The organism is Embleya sp. NPDC050154 (assembly GCF_044460165.1).
Classification (GTDB): Bacteria; Actinomycetota; Actinomycetes; order Streptomycetales; family Streptomycetaceae; genus Embleya.
On the sequence record NZ_JBITJP010000005.1, the window covers coordinates 546,908 to 559,660 of the forward strand.

Sequence of the window (12,753 nt, forward strand, 5' to 3'; positions counted from 1 at the left end):
CGCGTAGCGGGGGTTGCGGCGGTATGACGTGGGGTCGGGCCGGCGCTGAGCGCGGTCGGATGGTGCGCGGGTGGGAACGGGTGTGTGGGGTGGCGGGGCGCTGGGGGTTCGCGGCGGGCGGTGCGGTGCTCGGCGTCGACTCGCGCGCGGCGGTGGCGCGCCGTGGGGTGTCGGGGCGGCGGTGAGTGGCCGTGGGTGGAACCGGAGGCGTGGAGCGGCGGGTTCGGGGCGGGGTGGGGCGGTTTTCGGTGGGGCGGTCGTAGGGTCTCGGCATGACCGTGTTGCACGTGAAGGGTCGCGTTCTGGTCGGCCCGGACGAAGTTCGTGACGAGATGTGGGTGGTGGGCGGGCGGATCACGTTCGACCGGCCGACGTCGCTTGCCGTCGACGCGACCCTGGAGGGCTGGGTACTGCCCGGCCTGGTCGACGCGCACTGCCACGTCGGGATCGACGAGCACGGCGCCGTCGACGCCGCCACCTCCGAACGCCAGGCGCGCACCGACCGGGACGCGGGCGCGCTGCTGCTGCGCGACGCCGGTTCGGCCGCCGACACGCGCTGGATCGACGGCCGCGAGGACCTGCCCCGACTGATCCGCGCGGGCCGCCACCTGGCCCGGCCCAAGCGCTACATCCGCAACTACGCGCACGAGATCGAGCCCGGCGACCTGACCGCGTTCGTCATCCAGGAGGCTCGGCGCGGCGACGGCTGGGTCAAGCTGGTCGGCGACTGGATCGACCGGGACACCGGCGACCTGGCCCCGCTGTGGCCACTGGACGCGCTCAAGGAGGCGATCGCCGCCGCGCACGCCGAGGGCGCCCGGGTCACCGCGCACTGCTTCGCCGAGAACTCGCTCCCGGACCTGGTCGAGGCGGGCATCGACTGCGTCGAGCACGCCACCGGCCTGACCGAGGAACTGATCCCGATGTTCGCCGAGCGCGGCGTGGCGATCGTGCCGACGCTGGTCAACATCGGCACCTTCCCGGGCATCGCGGATCAGGCGGCCGGCAAGTTCCCGACCTACGCCGCGCACATGCGGGCGCTGCACGCGAACCGCTATGCCACGGTCCGGGCGGCACACGACGCGGGCATCCCGATCTTCGTCGGCACCGACGCGGGCGGCTCGCTACCGCACGGCCTGGTCGCCGACGAGGTGGCCGAGCTGGTCGAGGCCGGCATCCCCGCCGTCGACGCGCTCTCGGCCGCGTGCTGGTCCGCACGCAAGTGGCTGGGCCGGGACGCGATCACCGAGGGCGCCTCCGCCGACGTGGTCGTCTACGCGGCCGACCCGCGCGCCGACATCGCCACCCTGGCCGACCCCCGAGCGGTGGTGCTGCGCGGCGCGCTGATGCCCCGCTGACCGGCCGGTCGCCGCCGAGTCGGGTCGAGGTCTCCAGGGATCGGCGTCCGAAGCACCGGAAGACGCCCGGCGTCGGCCGCCTCGGCGACATCCGAGAAGGAGAGGTTCACCCCCCGAGGGCGGGCCGGTCGGGGCGAGGTCCGCGAACGCCGCGCGTCGGGCGTCGAAGTCGTTACTCCAGGATGTACGACCCGGCGCCCAAGACCACGCCACGTTCGCTGTGGCGACGGCGTCGAGGCGGCGTACGCGTTCCATCGGGAGCACGGCCGCCCCCGCCGCGAGCGGTACGGCCCGACGCTCACCCGCGAACGCCGGTGGGCGTGGCTCGACCGCCCGGCGTGGCCTGTTCCGGTCGCTGCCGGAGCGGGTCGCGGGCCACCGCCCCGGGGCTCTTCGGCGCGATGACGGCGGTTCGGTCGTTCGCGGCAACCGTGCCGCCGGTGGTGGGCAGTGGTACGACGGTGGCCGCATTCCGGGTCTTCACCGCCGTACGACCCGGACAGGGCTTAGCTGCGGTGGGCCGTGTCCGGGTGGGTGCGGTATTCGGTGGGGTCGCCGCGGAAGGTGACGGTGCCTCGGCTGAGGGCGTAGACGACCTCGGCGCGTTCCAGCGCCTCGCCGGTGTGTTGTTCGACCAGGATCACCGTGCGGTCGGCGGTGGCCAGGGTGGTCACGACCTCGTAGAGGCGGGCGGCGATCCGGGGGGCCAGGCCCTGGCTGAGTTCGTCCAGGAGGAGCAGTCGGGCCGGCGTGAGCAGGGCTCGGCTCACCGCGAGCATCTGCTGTTCGCCGCCGGAGAGCGTGCCGGCCCGCTGGGACATGCGCTCGGCGAGGATCGGGAACGCGGTCAGCGCGGGCTCGACGTCGGCGCCGTCGGCGAACAGCCTCAGGTTGTCGGCCACGGCCAGGCCCGCGAACACGCCGCCGCGTTCGGGGATCAGGGTCAGGCCCTCGCGGGCGCGTCGGTCGGCGGGCCACGCGGTGATGTCCGTACCGTTCCACACCACCCGACCGGCGCTCGGGCGGACCAGGCCGGCCAGCGTGTTCAGCAGCGTGCTGCGGCCGGAGCCGTTGCGGCCGACCAGGGCCGTCACGGCGCCCGAGGGGAAGTCCAGGTCGACGCCGTGCAGCGCCTCGATCGGGCCGTACCGGACGCGAAGTCCGGTGACCGACAGGGCGATCGCCATCAGAGGTACACCTCCCGGGCGTGTTCGTCGCGGCGGATCTCGGCCGGCGTGCCCGAGGCCACGATCCGACCCGCCGCCATCACATGCACGGTGTCGGCCACACCGAAGACCAGGTCCATGTCGTGTTCGACCAGCAGGATCGCCAGGCCGTCGGCGGCCAGCGCGCGAAGTTCGTGGCGCAGCCGGTCGGTCTGCGCGTCGTCCAGCCCGCTGGCCGGCTCGTCCAGGAGCAGCACCGAGGGCGAGGACGCGAGCGCGCGGGCCAGTTCGACCATGCGCAGGATCCCGACCGGGAGTTCGCCCGCCGGGGTGTGCGCGTGCTCGGTCAGCGCGAGCCGGCGCAGCGCGCTCTCGACGGCGCTCCCGGTACGCCCCCGGGCCGGGTCGGGCAGGCCGAACAGGCGGGTCAGGGCGGAGGCGCCGGACCGGTTCTCCGCCGCCACCCGCAGGTTGTCCAGCACCGTCAGGCTCGGGAACACCGACACCACCTGGAAGGTACGGGCCACCCCGAGCCGGGCCCGGCGATGCGCCGGCAGCCGGGTGACGTCGCGCCCGCCCACATACACCCGCCCGGCATCGACCCGGCCGCCGGCGAGGCAGTCGAACAGGGTGCTCTTGCCGGCCCCGTTGGGCCCGATCACCGCCGTCACCACACCCGCCGGCACCCGCAGATCCACCCCGTCCACAGCCCGCAGCCCACCGAATCGGCGCACCACCCCCTCGGCCCGCAACGCGTCCATCGGCTCCCCGCCCTCCGCGTCCGCGGTCGTCGGCGACTCCCGGCGCGCGTTCACGGGCGCACCCGCGCGCGCAGGGTCCGGCCCAGTGGGGTGAGGCGGACCGGGGAAGGTGTCACGGGAGCGGGTGGGCGGCCCGCCACCAGGCGCAGGAGGGTGGCCGAGACGCCGCCGGGCATCCGGGACAGCAGCACGGCCAGCGCGCCGATCACGATCGTGGACATACCCGCCGTGGTGGCCGCGTCCAGGGCGACCACCAGGCCCGCGGCCAGAACCGCGCCCGCCGCGCTGTCCACGCCGAAGACCACCACCGCGGCGAACCAGACCAGGCCCAGGACCGGGTCGAAGGCCGCCGCGTCGAAGGCCCGGCCGCCCATGCCGAGCAGCGCGCCGCCGAGTGCCGCGACGCCGGCGCCGACGGCGAAGACGAAGACCTTCGCGGAGGAGACGTCCACCCCGGACGCCGCCGCGCCGTCCTCGTGGTCGCGGACGGCGACCAGCATCCGCCCGAGCCGGCTCACATGCAGCCGGCGGATCACCAGCAGGACCAGCCCGAGACAGGCCAATTCCAGTGCGTAGAAAGCACGTTCGCCCTCGAACGGCCACGGGTGGTCGAGCGCGGTGCCGGTGGTGAAGCGCGGCTGCGCGAAGACGAACCGGCTGACCACCGCGGCCACCGCGAACGTGGTCAGCGCGAGCGTCAACCCGCGCCGTCGAATCGCCGGCCACCCGGTCACCAGGCCGACCGGCACCACCAGCAGCGCGGCCAGGAACAGCGCGACCAGGCCCGGGACCTCCCGGCCCATCAGTTGTCCGGCGAAGAGCGCGCCCAGACCCGCGAAGCCGGCCTGGCCGAGCGAGATCTGGCCCGCGTACCCGGTGAGCATCACCAGGGACACGAATACGATCGCCATCGCCGGCACCTGCTGGGCGATCCGCAGATGTTCCGCGCCCAGCGCGAGCGGCGCCGCCGCGACCGCGACGAACGGCACCCACCAGCCTGCCGGCGCGCTCTCCCCGTGCCCGGTCCCTATCCGGGTAGCGGCCGCCCGCACGGTGTCCGGGCCGCCCACCTCGACCATCCGGGGCAGCACCAGGAGCGCGACCAGCATGACCACCACGAACAGGTTCGCCTGGAGCGCCTGGACCAGACCCCACGAGTCCAGTTCCAGCCGGGACAGTTCGCTCTGCCCCACCCCGATCGCCAACGCCGCCAGGATCGCCACCGGCAGACTGGCCAGCCGGGCCACCACCGCGACGCCGATCGTCTCCAGCACGAGCAGGGTCAGTCCGTACGGATCCAGCCGCAGGTGCGGCGCCAACAGCACGCCGGTCAAGCCCGCCAGCATCGAACCGAAGGCCCAGCCGGCCGCGGCCACCCGGTCGGCCGGCACGCCCGCCAATTCGGCCAGCGAGCGTCGATCCACCACCGCGCGCAGCCGGACCCCGAACCGGGTGTACCGGGTGACGCCGGCGACCAGCGCGGCGACGGCGATCACCACGCCCAGTTCGACCAGCGTGCCGGTGGGCACGGAGGTGTCACCGGGCAGCGCGACCGAGCCGCTCGGCACGATCGACGGCGGGTCCAGGCGGGCCTGGGTGCCCCAGGTCAGCGTCGCGACGCCGACCAGGAGGACGAACACGCCCAGCGAGGCGACCAGCATCCGGGCCGGACCGGCTCCCTCGCGGTGCAGCCCGCGAAAAACGAAACGCTCCAGCACCAGGCCGAGCGCGGGCGCCACCACGCCCACGTCGAGCAGCACCGCGGCCCACAGCGGCCAGCCCCACACCCGGACCTGCTGCCAGACCAGGTAGGCCACGATCATCGCGAGCGCGCCGAAGGACAGGTTGAACACGCCGGTCGCCCGGTACGAGGTGATCATGCCGACCGCCGCGAGCGCGGCGATCGCGCCCACGCCCAGTCCGGCCAGCGCCAGTTCCAGTGTGAGCACGACGCTCAGCCGCCGGTCGGGGGCACGTGCGGCCCGTCCGGACCCGCGTCACCGACGGCCGGGGCACCGCCCGCACCCGCGCCCCGGCCGGCCTCGGAGCCGGCGGACCCGCCCGACCCGGGCCCCGGGTCGCACAACCGGCACGGCCGCAGGTCCTTGTCCCGCGCCGTCGTCTCGTCCACGCGACGCACGCCGTCCTTGCCCCGTACCAGCGAACATCCGGGCCGGTGGTAGCGCGCCCCGCCGGGCACCGCGACCCACCGCCCCTCGACGGGTGCCTCCGCCGCCGTATCGGCCGGCACCGGTTCGACCAGAAGGCTGTACAACTGCCCCACCATCAACCGCAGTTCCGCGTCGACGTCGCCGGACTCGCCCGCCGTGCCGCGCCGGGTGCCCACCACGAGCACCGCGCCGGCGACGATCAGGGCCGCGCCCGGGATGGTGGCCGAAGCCAGATAGGGCAATTGGCGCGCTTCATACCGTTCGCCCGAAACGCCGTACCACCCCAGTGCGCACAACAGCGCGCCGCACAGTCCGACCAGCCAACCGCCGTGCGTGCGCGACAACCGACGCAAACCGGCCAGGGTCGTCGCGGCGTCGGTCGTACGCTGTCGTTCGATAGGGGAGTTCGCCTTTCCCGTGGAACCTGCCGAGTCCGTCGAACCTGCCATAGGGTCCACCCGTCGAGTCCGCCCGATCGCGCATCCGTGCCTCAGCGTAGTTCTCCGGGATCTGGTCATACGGGCCGGAACACGATTGGATACCGAGTCGCACGTGGCAACATGACTTGCCGGTAACCCAGGTACTACCTGGCTACATCAACAGCAACAGGACGCCGGGCGACCGGCGGAACGGGTGGTGAACGCACGTGAGCGTGGACATGATCAACGAGCGGGCGAAGACGGGCACCGGCGTCGGTCGTCGCAAGGGGGCGCGCCGCGCATGGCTGGCCCTGCCGGTGGCGGCGGTGCTGGTGCTGTCCGGATGTGGCGGCGACGACGACAAGGACGACGAGTCGAAGTCGACGCCGTCGGCCTCCGCGCCGGCCGCCCAGCAGACGACGCCGGCCGCGACCACCCCGAGCACGGGCGCGTCCGCGCCCGGCGGCGCCACCAGCGCTCCGCCGGCCGCCGGTGGCACCACGCTGACCGGCGAGGAGAAGAAGGTCGCCGACAACTGGGACAAGTTGTTCGACAACACCGCGCCGCTCGCCGACCGCAAGGCGGTCCTGGAGAACGCGGACAAGATGGGCACGCTCGTGGAGACGCTCGCGAACGACCCGATGGCCAAGTCGGTCACGTCCAAGACCACCGCGGTGAAGATCAGCGGTGACAAGGCGGCCGTGACGTTCGACATCCTGCTCGCCGGCACCCCGGCGCTGCCCGGCCAGAACGGCCAGGCGGTCAAGCAGGACGGCACCTGGAAGGTCAGCCTGAGCACCGTCTGCACGCTGGTCGGCGCGCTCAAGCCGGGCACCGTCGTCGAGGGTTGCCCGAAGGCCTGATCCACACCCCGAACGGGCGGACGTCCGCCGCACCCGGGCCACCGAGGAGCACCCATGCATCGTCGTTTCCACCGACGGGGCGTACCGTGCGCCTCGGTGGCCCTGTTGCTGGCCGGGTTGTTGTGCGTACTGACCGGGTGCGGCTCCCGGTTGCCCGAGCGCGACTTCCAGGACCGTACGCCCGCCCCGGCGGGCACCGGCGCGCCCGCGGCGAACGCCAACACCGCGTCCGACGTGGGCGTGACCCCCACCGAGATCACCGTCGGCATGATCGACACCGTCCAGGGCGTCCTGGGCAACGAGACCTTCTCCGGGCCGATGTACGGCGCGCAGGCCTGGTTCCGGGCGCTGAACGACCGCGGTGGCGTCAACGGGCGCAGGGTCAAGGTGGCCGCGTGCGACGACAACGGGTACGGCGTGGCCAACCAGCGCTGCGCCCGCAAACTCGTCGAGGACGACAAGGTGTTCGCCTTCGCGGGCAACAGCATCTACAGCTACACCGCCGCCGGGTACGTCAGCGACAAGGGCGTCCCGGACGTCGGCGGTCAGCCGATCGGGACCGCGTACGAGACCTACCCGCACCTGTACTCGATCTACGGCTCGCGGGCCCCGCGCGCGGGCAAGGTGGGCTGGAACGGCGAGTTGTACGCGAGCACCGAGGTGTACCGCTACTTCAAGGAGAAGCTCGGCGCGCGCACCGCCGCCGTGGTGTCGTACAACCAGGCCGACTCCGCGCGTTACGCGCAGACCGTCGCCGACGGCCTGCGCGCCGAGGGCTACACCGTGCTGGACAAGCAGGTCGACTTCGCGCTGCCGAACTTCGCCGCCGCCGTGGTGGACATGCGCAGCAAGGGCGTCGACATCGTCTTCGACGCCGTGGACACGCGCGGCAACGCGGAACTGTGCAAGGCGATGGACGGCGCCGGCCTGCGGGTCACCGCCAAGGTGACCAACGTGCAGAACTGGAACGCGCGCGTCGGCGAGGACTTCAAGGCGTCCCCGACCTGCCGCGACAGCATCTACGCGACGAGCAACAGCCGCGGCTACACGGACACCGCGCAGCCCGCGGTGGCCGAGTTCCGGGCCGCGATGAAGAAGTACTTCCCCGACCGCGAGGACAAGCTCTCCCAGTGGGAACTGGAGGGCTGGGCCTCGGCGATGTGGCTCACCGACGCGATCGCCTCGTGCGGCGCGAACGTCACCCGGGCCTGTGTGGAGGCCTTCGTCAACCGTCCCGAGGGCTACGACGCGCACGGGCTGCTGATCCCGGTCGACTTCAAGGCCGAACCGGTCGACCGCGTCGCCGCGCCCACCCGGACCTGCTTCGACGTGGCCCGCTGGCAGGACGCCGCGCCGGGCGGCTGGGTCGGCCAGGTGCCGGACATGACCAAGAACTGCTTCGACGTGCCGTCGCTGCCGTACAAGCCGTGACCGGTCGGCCGTAGGCCGCGCCGGCACGGGTGGATACCCGGGGACGCATTTGGTGCCATGCCATGCCGTGCCCTGCCGGGCGCCGCGACGGGGCAAACGTCGCGGGGCGCGGCACTAGCGCCAGTCGGCGCGGTACCAGGGCTGCGGTGGGGCCGGCGAAGCCCATAGCGCCGGCGGCGGAATCGCGGGTGCCGGGCGGGCCGCCCGCGGCACCGGGTACGGCAGCGGCACCATGCCGAACGGGCGGCGGTGGTTGGGATCGGGGTTGGGGGCGATCAGGGCCGAACCTCGCACAGGAGAGCCTCTCCGCTACGACGGCCCCGAGATCCCACGCCCCGACGCCGCGCCCGCCGAGACTCGTCGGCGGACACGGCGTACAACGAGCGGGTCGAGGCCGGGTGTCGCGAGGTCACTCCCATGGCCCCGCGTACCCGGCCCCGATCGAGCCTCTTCGGCTACGAGTCCAGTGCGCTCGGGAGGCGCTTCGGGCAGCCGGAGGTGTAGGAGGCGTTGTACTCGAAGTGCCACGCCTCGTTGTCGTACATCCGGCACCAGCCGTACTTGCTGCCCTTGGCCTGGAGCCAGGCCTGGGCGTTGGCCGGGTAGATGTCCACCGCGACGCCCTGGACGTGCATCGACTTCTCCGGCGGCAGCACCCAGCGCAGCGCCTCCTGGCGCGAGCCGACCTCGGCGATCTTGTCGTCGAGCAGCCGCTGCTGATGCGCCCAGCCGCGCTTGCCGGAGTTGAGGTTCAGTTTGATGCCCTCGGCCGCCATCGCGGCGTCGATCCTCTTCCACGCGGCGTAGGCGGCCGGCTTGAGCGCGCTCGGATCCTTGGGCGCGTCCACGTCGTTGGCCGGCGCCTTCGCGGTCGAGGACGCCGACGAGGACGAACTCGGCGGCTTGCTCGACGACGGCGGCCGGGACGAGGACGGGGCGCCGGTGGGCGGCGCGGTCGTGGCCGCCGCCGGTGGCGTGGACGCAGCGGTGGTGGCGCCGGGCGTCAGATCCGCGCCCACCGAACCAGCCCGGTCCTTCTTGTCGTTGTCGTCTCCACTCCCGAGGAACAGCACTGCTCCGGCCCCGGCTCCGGCGAGCACCAGCGCGCCCGCGAGAGACCAGACGACCAGCTTGCGTCGGCCGCGCCGCGGCGGCTCGGGCTCGTCCGTGCGCGTGGGCCTCGCCGGCGCGGCCGCGGCCTCCGGCGTGGACGTGGGCACGGACTGCTGATCACGCTGGTACCAGTCGGCCGGGACCGGCGTGGTCGCCGCGTCGAACGCGCCGGGTGGGCCCGGTGGGCCCGATGCGCCGGAAGTGCCGGATGTGCCTGCCGGGCCCATGGTGTGCTGTTGCCACGAGGTGTCCAGGAAGTGCGCTCCGTCGGGTGTACCCCCTTCGTCGGGCTGTGCACCGCTGCCCGCTGCGTGTCTCACCGGTGAAGCCTCCTCGTAGTGAGCCTGGATCCTCTCGTGGATCACGTCCGGTATTCGACTCACGGTTGTCGATGCCGGTGTGGGATACGCCACTGCAACCGATCGACCGCCCCACTCGTACCCCGGGGACCCCGGCGGTCGGAGTGACCCGCGTAACCTGGGAAACTTGCCGGAACCAGGAAAAGGGGGTCGAAGGTGAGCACGCACCACCGCACCGGCGGACTCGTTGACGGTTTCGGCCGCGTGGCGACCGACCTGCGGGTGTCGCTGACCGACCGCTGCAATCTGCGCTGCACGTACTGCATGCCCGAGGAGGGCCTGGACTGGCTGGCCAAGCCCGAACTGTTGACCGGTGCGGAGATCTCCCGCCTGGTCCGGATCGCGGTGACCGTGCTCGGTGTGCGCGAGGTGCGGTTCACCGGAGGCGAGCCGCTGCTGCGCCGCGAACTGGTCGAGATCGTGCGGGACGCCGCGGCCCTGGAGCCGCGCCCCACCCTCTCCGTCACCACGAACGGGATCGGTCTGGCCCGATTGGCGGGCACGCTGAAGGAGGTCGGGCTGGATCGGGTCAACGTCTCGCTGGACACCCTCGACCCGGTCCGGTTCAAGGCGATGACCCGGCGCGACCGGCACGCCGACGTGCTCGCGGGACTCGCCGCGGCGGTCGACGCCGGCCTGGGGCCGGTCAAGGTGAACACCGTGCTGATGCGCGGGGTGAACGACGACGAGGCCGCCGCGCTGCTGGCGTGGTGCCTCGAACGCGGCTACGAACTGCGTTTCATCGAGCAGATGCCGCTGGACGCGCAGCACGGCTGGAAGCGCGCCGAGATGATCACCGCGGGCGAGATCCTGACCTCGCTGCGCGGCGCGTTCCGTCTTGACCCCGAGGACGCGCGGGGCAGCAATCCGGCCGAGCGCTGGCTCGTGGACGGCGGCCCGGGCACGGTCGGCGTGATCGGTTCGGTCACCCGCCCGTTCTGCGGCGCGTGCGACCGGACCCGGCTGACCGCCGACGGGCAGATCCGGAACTGCCTGTTCGCCCGCGAGGAGTCCGACCTGCGGGCCGCCCTGCGCGGCGGCGCGGACGACGCGGAGATCGCGGACCGCTGGCGGGCCGCGATGTGGGGCAAGAAGGCCGGTGCGGGCATCGACGACCCGGAGTTCCTCCAGCCGGACCGACCGATGTCGGCCATCGGCGGCTGATCCGCTCTCGGCGACCGGCCCCTCGTCGGCGACCGAGCGTCGTCCGCTGCCGACCCTCGTCGGCGACCGAGCGTCGTTGTCCGCGACCGACCCGGCCTTTGTGCGGGGGAGCCGCGGGCTCGATCAACCTTCCTCGTGGGCAAGGGAGTTCGCCACGGCGCAGGCACGCGCGGCGCGGATTGCCCGGCAGGTCGGTCAGGAACCCTCGGTGGCCGGACCGGCGGCGGCCTGCGGGTCGTGCCAGTCCGCGAACGCCACGGTGTCCTTGAGGAATCCGCGAATCGCCAGGAACTGCGACAGGTGCTCACGGTGCTCGTCGCACGCGAGCCACGTCTTGCGCCGTTCCGGGGTGTGCAGCTTGGGGTTGTTCCAGGCCAGGACCCACCGGGCGTCGGCACGACAGCCCTTCGCCGAACAGATCGGCCGGACGGGATCGGCGGGGGTGGGGAACATGCCCACCAGTGTCTCAGACGAGGTCGGCACACCGGTCGCGATGCGTCGGACGGGAAGCTGACTTGGCGTCAGACACCAACCGGAGCGCTGCTCTCAGTAAGCAACGGGCTGGTGCGGTAACCGCGCGAGTGTCGACTTGCCTGACAGTCAAACGACCCGGACACGGGCGATGCCGGGCAGCCACGGGGGGAGCCGCCCGGCATCGCGTCGGTCGCTCCGACGGGGGATACGGAGCACGTTTCGAAGTATGGCACGTCCTGCATGCGGTTGAAGCACCAACCCGCGTAGCGCTTACCGCTAATTTTTGACGCTGTGAGAGGGGGCACCCGCCGGGTCGCCCGCATGGCCCCGGTCGGCACCCCCGGTGTCACCGTGCGTATCCGAATTCGTGTGCGAGGAACGGTCGGTGGGCTCCGCGCCGGTGGTCGGAGCAGGTCCGGCGGGCATCGTCCACGAGTCTTCCGCGTGGGTGTGCACGGTCTGTCGTTCGGCGCTGGTGAGCACCGCGCCGGGCGGCGGCTCCAGCGCCTTGGGCGGGAGCGGCGGCACGAACTGCGCCTGCACGGGTGTGTTCGAGGTGGGCTCGCGCCCGGCGTTGGCCAACACCACCGCGATGTAGGGCAGGAACAGCGCGCCCGCGACCAATATCCACCGCCACGGCGACGGCGTGAACACCGCCGCGACGAAGCACACGGTACGGATCGACATCGAGATGACGTACCGGCGTTGGCGCCCGGCCACGTCCTCGGTCAGTCCCTTGCGCGCACCACTGATCCGGTACACCGAGCCCTTGGCGTTCTTCACGACCTCACCGTCTCCGACCACGTGTCCACACACTCGTCCGGCCCTTCACGGTACGCCCGCGAGCCGGCCACACCGAGACCGGGGCCGGGACCTTTGCCACAAACCGACCCGAGTGGCGGACGCCGGAACCGGCTCAGCCGAGCGGCTCCAGAAACTCCGGCGGCACCGCCGCGACCAGCCACACGCCGTTGTCCGAGCGGCGGAACACATGCCCGGCGGCGACCATGCGCTCGGCCCGCACCACGAATAGCACCGGCCTCCCGCGCCGCGCGCCCACCCGGCGGGCCGTCTCGGTGTCGGCGGACAGGTGCACGTCGTGCCGGTCCATCGGCCGCAGGCCCTCGACCAGGATCGCGGCCACGCTCTTGGGACTCGTGCCGTGGTAGAGCACGGCGGGCGGCACGGCCTCGACCAGACCCAGGTCCACCACGACGGTGTGCCCCTGGCTGGCCCGAATCCGGGTGCCGTCCGCGGAGAAGGCGAAGCGCCGCTTGTCGTTCTCCGCGACGACCTGCTCCAACCCCGCCCGGGACAGTGCCACCCCGTGCGCGGCACACGCCGCCAGGAGCACGTCCACGTCGACCCAGCCGGCCTCGTCCAGGGTGATCCCGAGCCGCTCCGGCTGATGCCGCAGGTGTCGGGACAGATACTTCGAAATCTTGACGATGTTCATGATGAACCCCAACGAAAG

12 protein-coding genes are annotated in these 12,753 nt (G+C 72.6%); 4 read left to right on the forward strand and 8 right to left on the reverse strand.

The genetic code is table 11. From position 1 onward, the window contains the following. Positions 1 to 272 precede the first annotated feature (272 nt). The gene (locus tag ACIBSV_RS14455) at positions 273 to 1,358 is read left to right on the forward strand and encodes an amidohydrolase family protein (protein WP_395862702.1); all 1,086 of its coding nucleotides are present in this window, start codon (positions 273 to 275) and stop codon (positions 1,356 to 1,358) included. Positions 1,359 to 1,864: 506 nt separating this feature from the next. Here ACIBSV_RS14455 and ACIBSV_RS14460 read toward each other — a convergent pair. The 4 genes from ACIBSV_RS14460 to ACIBSV_RS14475 are packed head-to-tail and all read right to left on the reverse strand — an operon-like array spanning position 1,865 to position 5,809. Next, positions 1,865 to 2,545 carry an ABC transporter ATP-binding protein gene (locus ACIBSV_RS14460; protein ID WP_395862704.1) on the reverse strand — a complete coding sequence of 227 codons (681 nt, stop codon included), beginning with the start codon at positions 2,543 to 2,545 and terminating at the stop codon, positions 1,865 to 1,867. Beyond that, entirely contained in the window at positions 2,545 to 3,339 is a 795-nt protein-coding gene (locus ACIBSV_RS14465; RefSeq protein WP_395862706.1) for an ABC transporter ATP-binding protein, read from the reverse strand. Before ACIBSV_RS14465 ends, ACIBSV_RS14460 begins: the two co-directional genes overlap by 1 nt. After that, the gene (locus tag ACIBSV_RS14470; RefSeq protein ID WP_395862707.1) at positions 3,336 to 5,234 is read right to left on the reverse strand and encodes an ABC transporter permease; all 1,899 of its coding nucleotides are present in this window, start codon (positions 5,232 to 5,234) and stop codon (positions 3,336 to 3,338) included. Before ACIBSV_RS14470 ends, ACIBSV_RS14465 begins: the two co-directional genes overlap by 4 nt. 5 nt (positions 5,235 to 5,239) lie before the next feature. Next, a complete protein-coding gene (locus ACIBSV_RS14475; RefSeq protein WP_395862709.1) occupies positions 5,240 to 5,809 on the reverse strand; it encodes a hypothetical protein in 570 nt (189 codons plus the stop codon). Positions 5,810 to 6,102: 293 nt separating this feature from the next. Here ACIBSV_RS14475 and ACIBSV_RS14480 point away from each other — a divergent pair, with 293 nt between their 5' ends. Both ACIBSV_RS14480 and ACIBSV_RS14485 read left to right on the forward strand, forming a co-directional pair. Then, positions 6,103 to 6,738: a hypothetical protein gene (locus tag ACIBSV_RS14480; RefSeq protein WP_395862711.1), complete on the forward strand. Its 636-nt coding sequence runs from the start codon at positions 6,103 to 6,105 to the stop codon at positions 6,736 to 6,738. 54 nt (positions 6,739 to 6,792) lie between these two features. Continuing rightward, complete coding sequence (locus ACIBSV_RS14485) at positions 6,793 to 8,169, forward strand: ABC transporter substrate-binding protein (RefSeq protein ID WP_395862713.1); 1,377 nt, start codon at positions 6,793 to 6,795, stop codon at positions 8,167 to 8,169. 455 nt (positions 8,170 to 8,624) lie between these two features. On the opposite strand, the gene ACIBSV_RS14490 is transcribed toward ACIBSV_RS14485, so the two are convergent. Then, positions 8,625 to 9,602 (reverse strand): D-alanyl-D-alanine carboxypeptidase family protein, encoded by a 978-nt coding sequence (locus ACIBSV_RS14490; RefSeq protein WP_395862715.1) that lies wholly within the window; start codon positions 9,600 to 9,602, stop codon positions 8,625 to 8,627. A gap of 195 nt (positions 9,603 to 9,797) precedes the next feature. On the opposite strand from ACIBSV_RS14490, the gene moaA reads away from it, so the two are divergent. Then, on the forward strand, positions 9,798 to 10,805 hold the full coding sequence (gene moaA / locus ACIBSV_RS14495; protein ID WP_395862717.1) for a GTP 3',8-cyclase MoaA: 1,008 nt from the start codon (positions 9,798 to 9,800) through the stop codon (positions 10,803 to 10,805). A 195-nt stretch (positions 10,806 to 11,000) separates the two neighbouring features. On the opposite strand, the gene ACIBSV_RS14500 is transcribed toward moaA, so the two are convergent. The 3 genes from ACIBSV_RS14500 to ACIBSV_RS14510 form a co-directional block, all read right to left on the reverse strand. Further along, positions 11,001 to 11,258 (reverse strand): hypothetical protein, encoded by a 258-nt coding sequence (locus ACIBSV_RS14500; RefSeq protein ID WP_395862719.1) that lies wholly within the window; start codon positions 11,256 to 11,258, stop codon positions 11,001 to 11,003. 297 nt (positions 11,259 to 11,555) lie between these two features. Then, positions 11,556 to 12,062 (reverse strand): DUF3099 domain-containing protein, encoded by a 507-nt coding sequence (locus tag ACIBSV_RS14505; protein WP_395862720.1) that lies wholly within the window; start codon positions 12,060 to 12,062, stop codon positions 11,556 to 11,558. A gap of 133 nt (positions 12,063 to 12,195) precedes the next feature. Further along, a complete protein-coding gene (locus ACIBSV_RS14510; RefSeq protein ID WP_395862722.1) occupies positions 12,196 to 12,735 on the reverse strand; it encodes an RNA 2'-phosphotransferase in 540 nt (179 codons plus the stop codon). Positions 12,736 to 12,753 lie beyond the last annotated feature (18 nt).

Coding starts and splice junctions, on each gene's coding strand:
- ACIBSV_RS14455 (WP_395862702.1), top strand. CDS start 273: ATGACCGTGTTGCACGTGAAGGGTCGCGTTCTGGTCGGCCCGGACGAA.
- ACIBSV_RS14460 (WP_395862704.1), bottom strand. CDS start 2,545: ATGGCGATCGCCCTGTCGGTCACCGGACTTCGCGTCCGGTACGGCCCG.
- ACIBSV_RS14485 (WP_395862713.1), top strand. CDS start 6,793: ATGCATCGTCGTTTCCACCGACGGGGCGTACCGTGCGCCTCGGTGGCC.
- ACIBSV_RS14500 (WP_395862719.1), bottom strand. CDS start 11,258: ATGTTCCCCACCCCCGCCGATCCCGTCCGGCCGATCTGTTCGGCGAAG.
- ACIBSV_RS14510 (WP_395862722.1), bottom strand. CDS start 12,735: ATGAACATCGTCAAGATTTCGAAGTATCTGTCCCGACACCTGCGGCAT.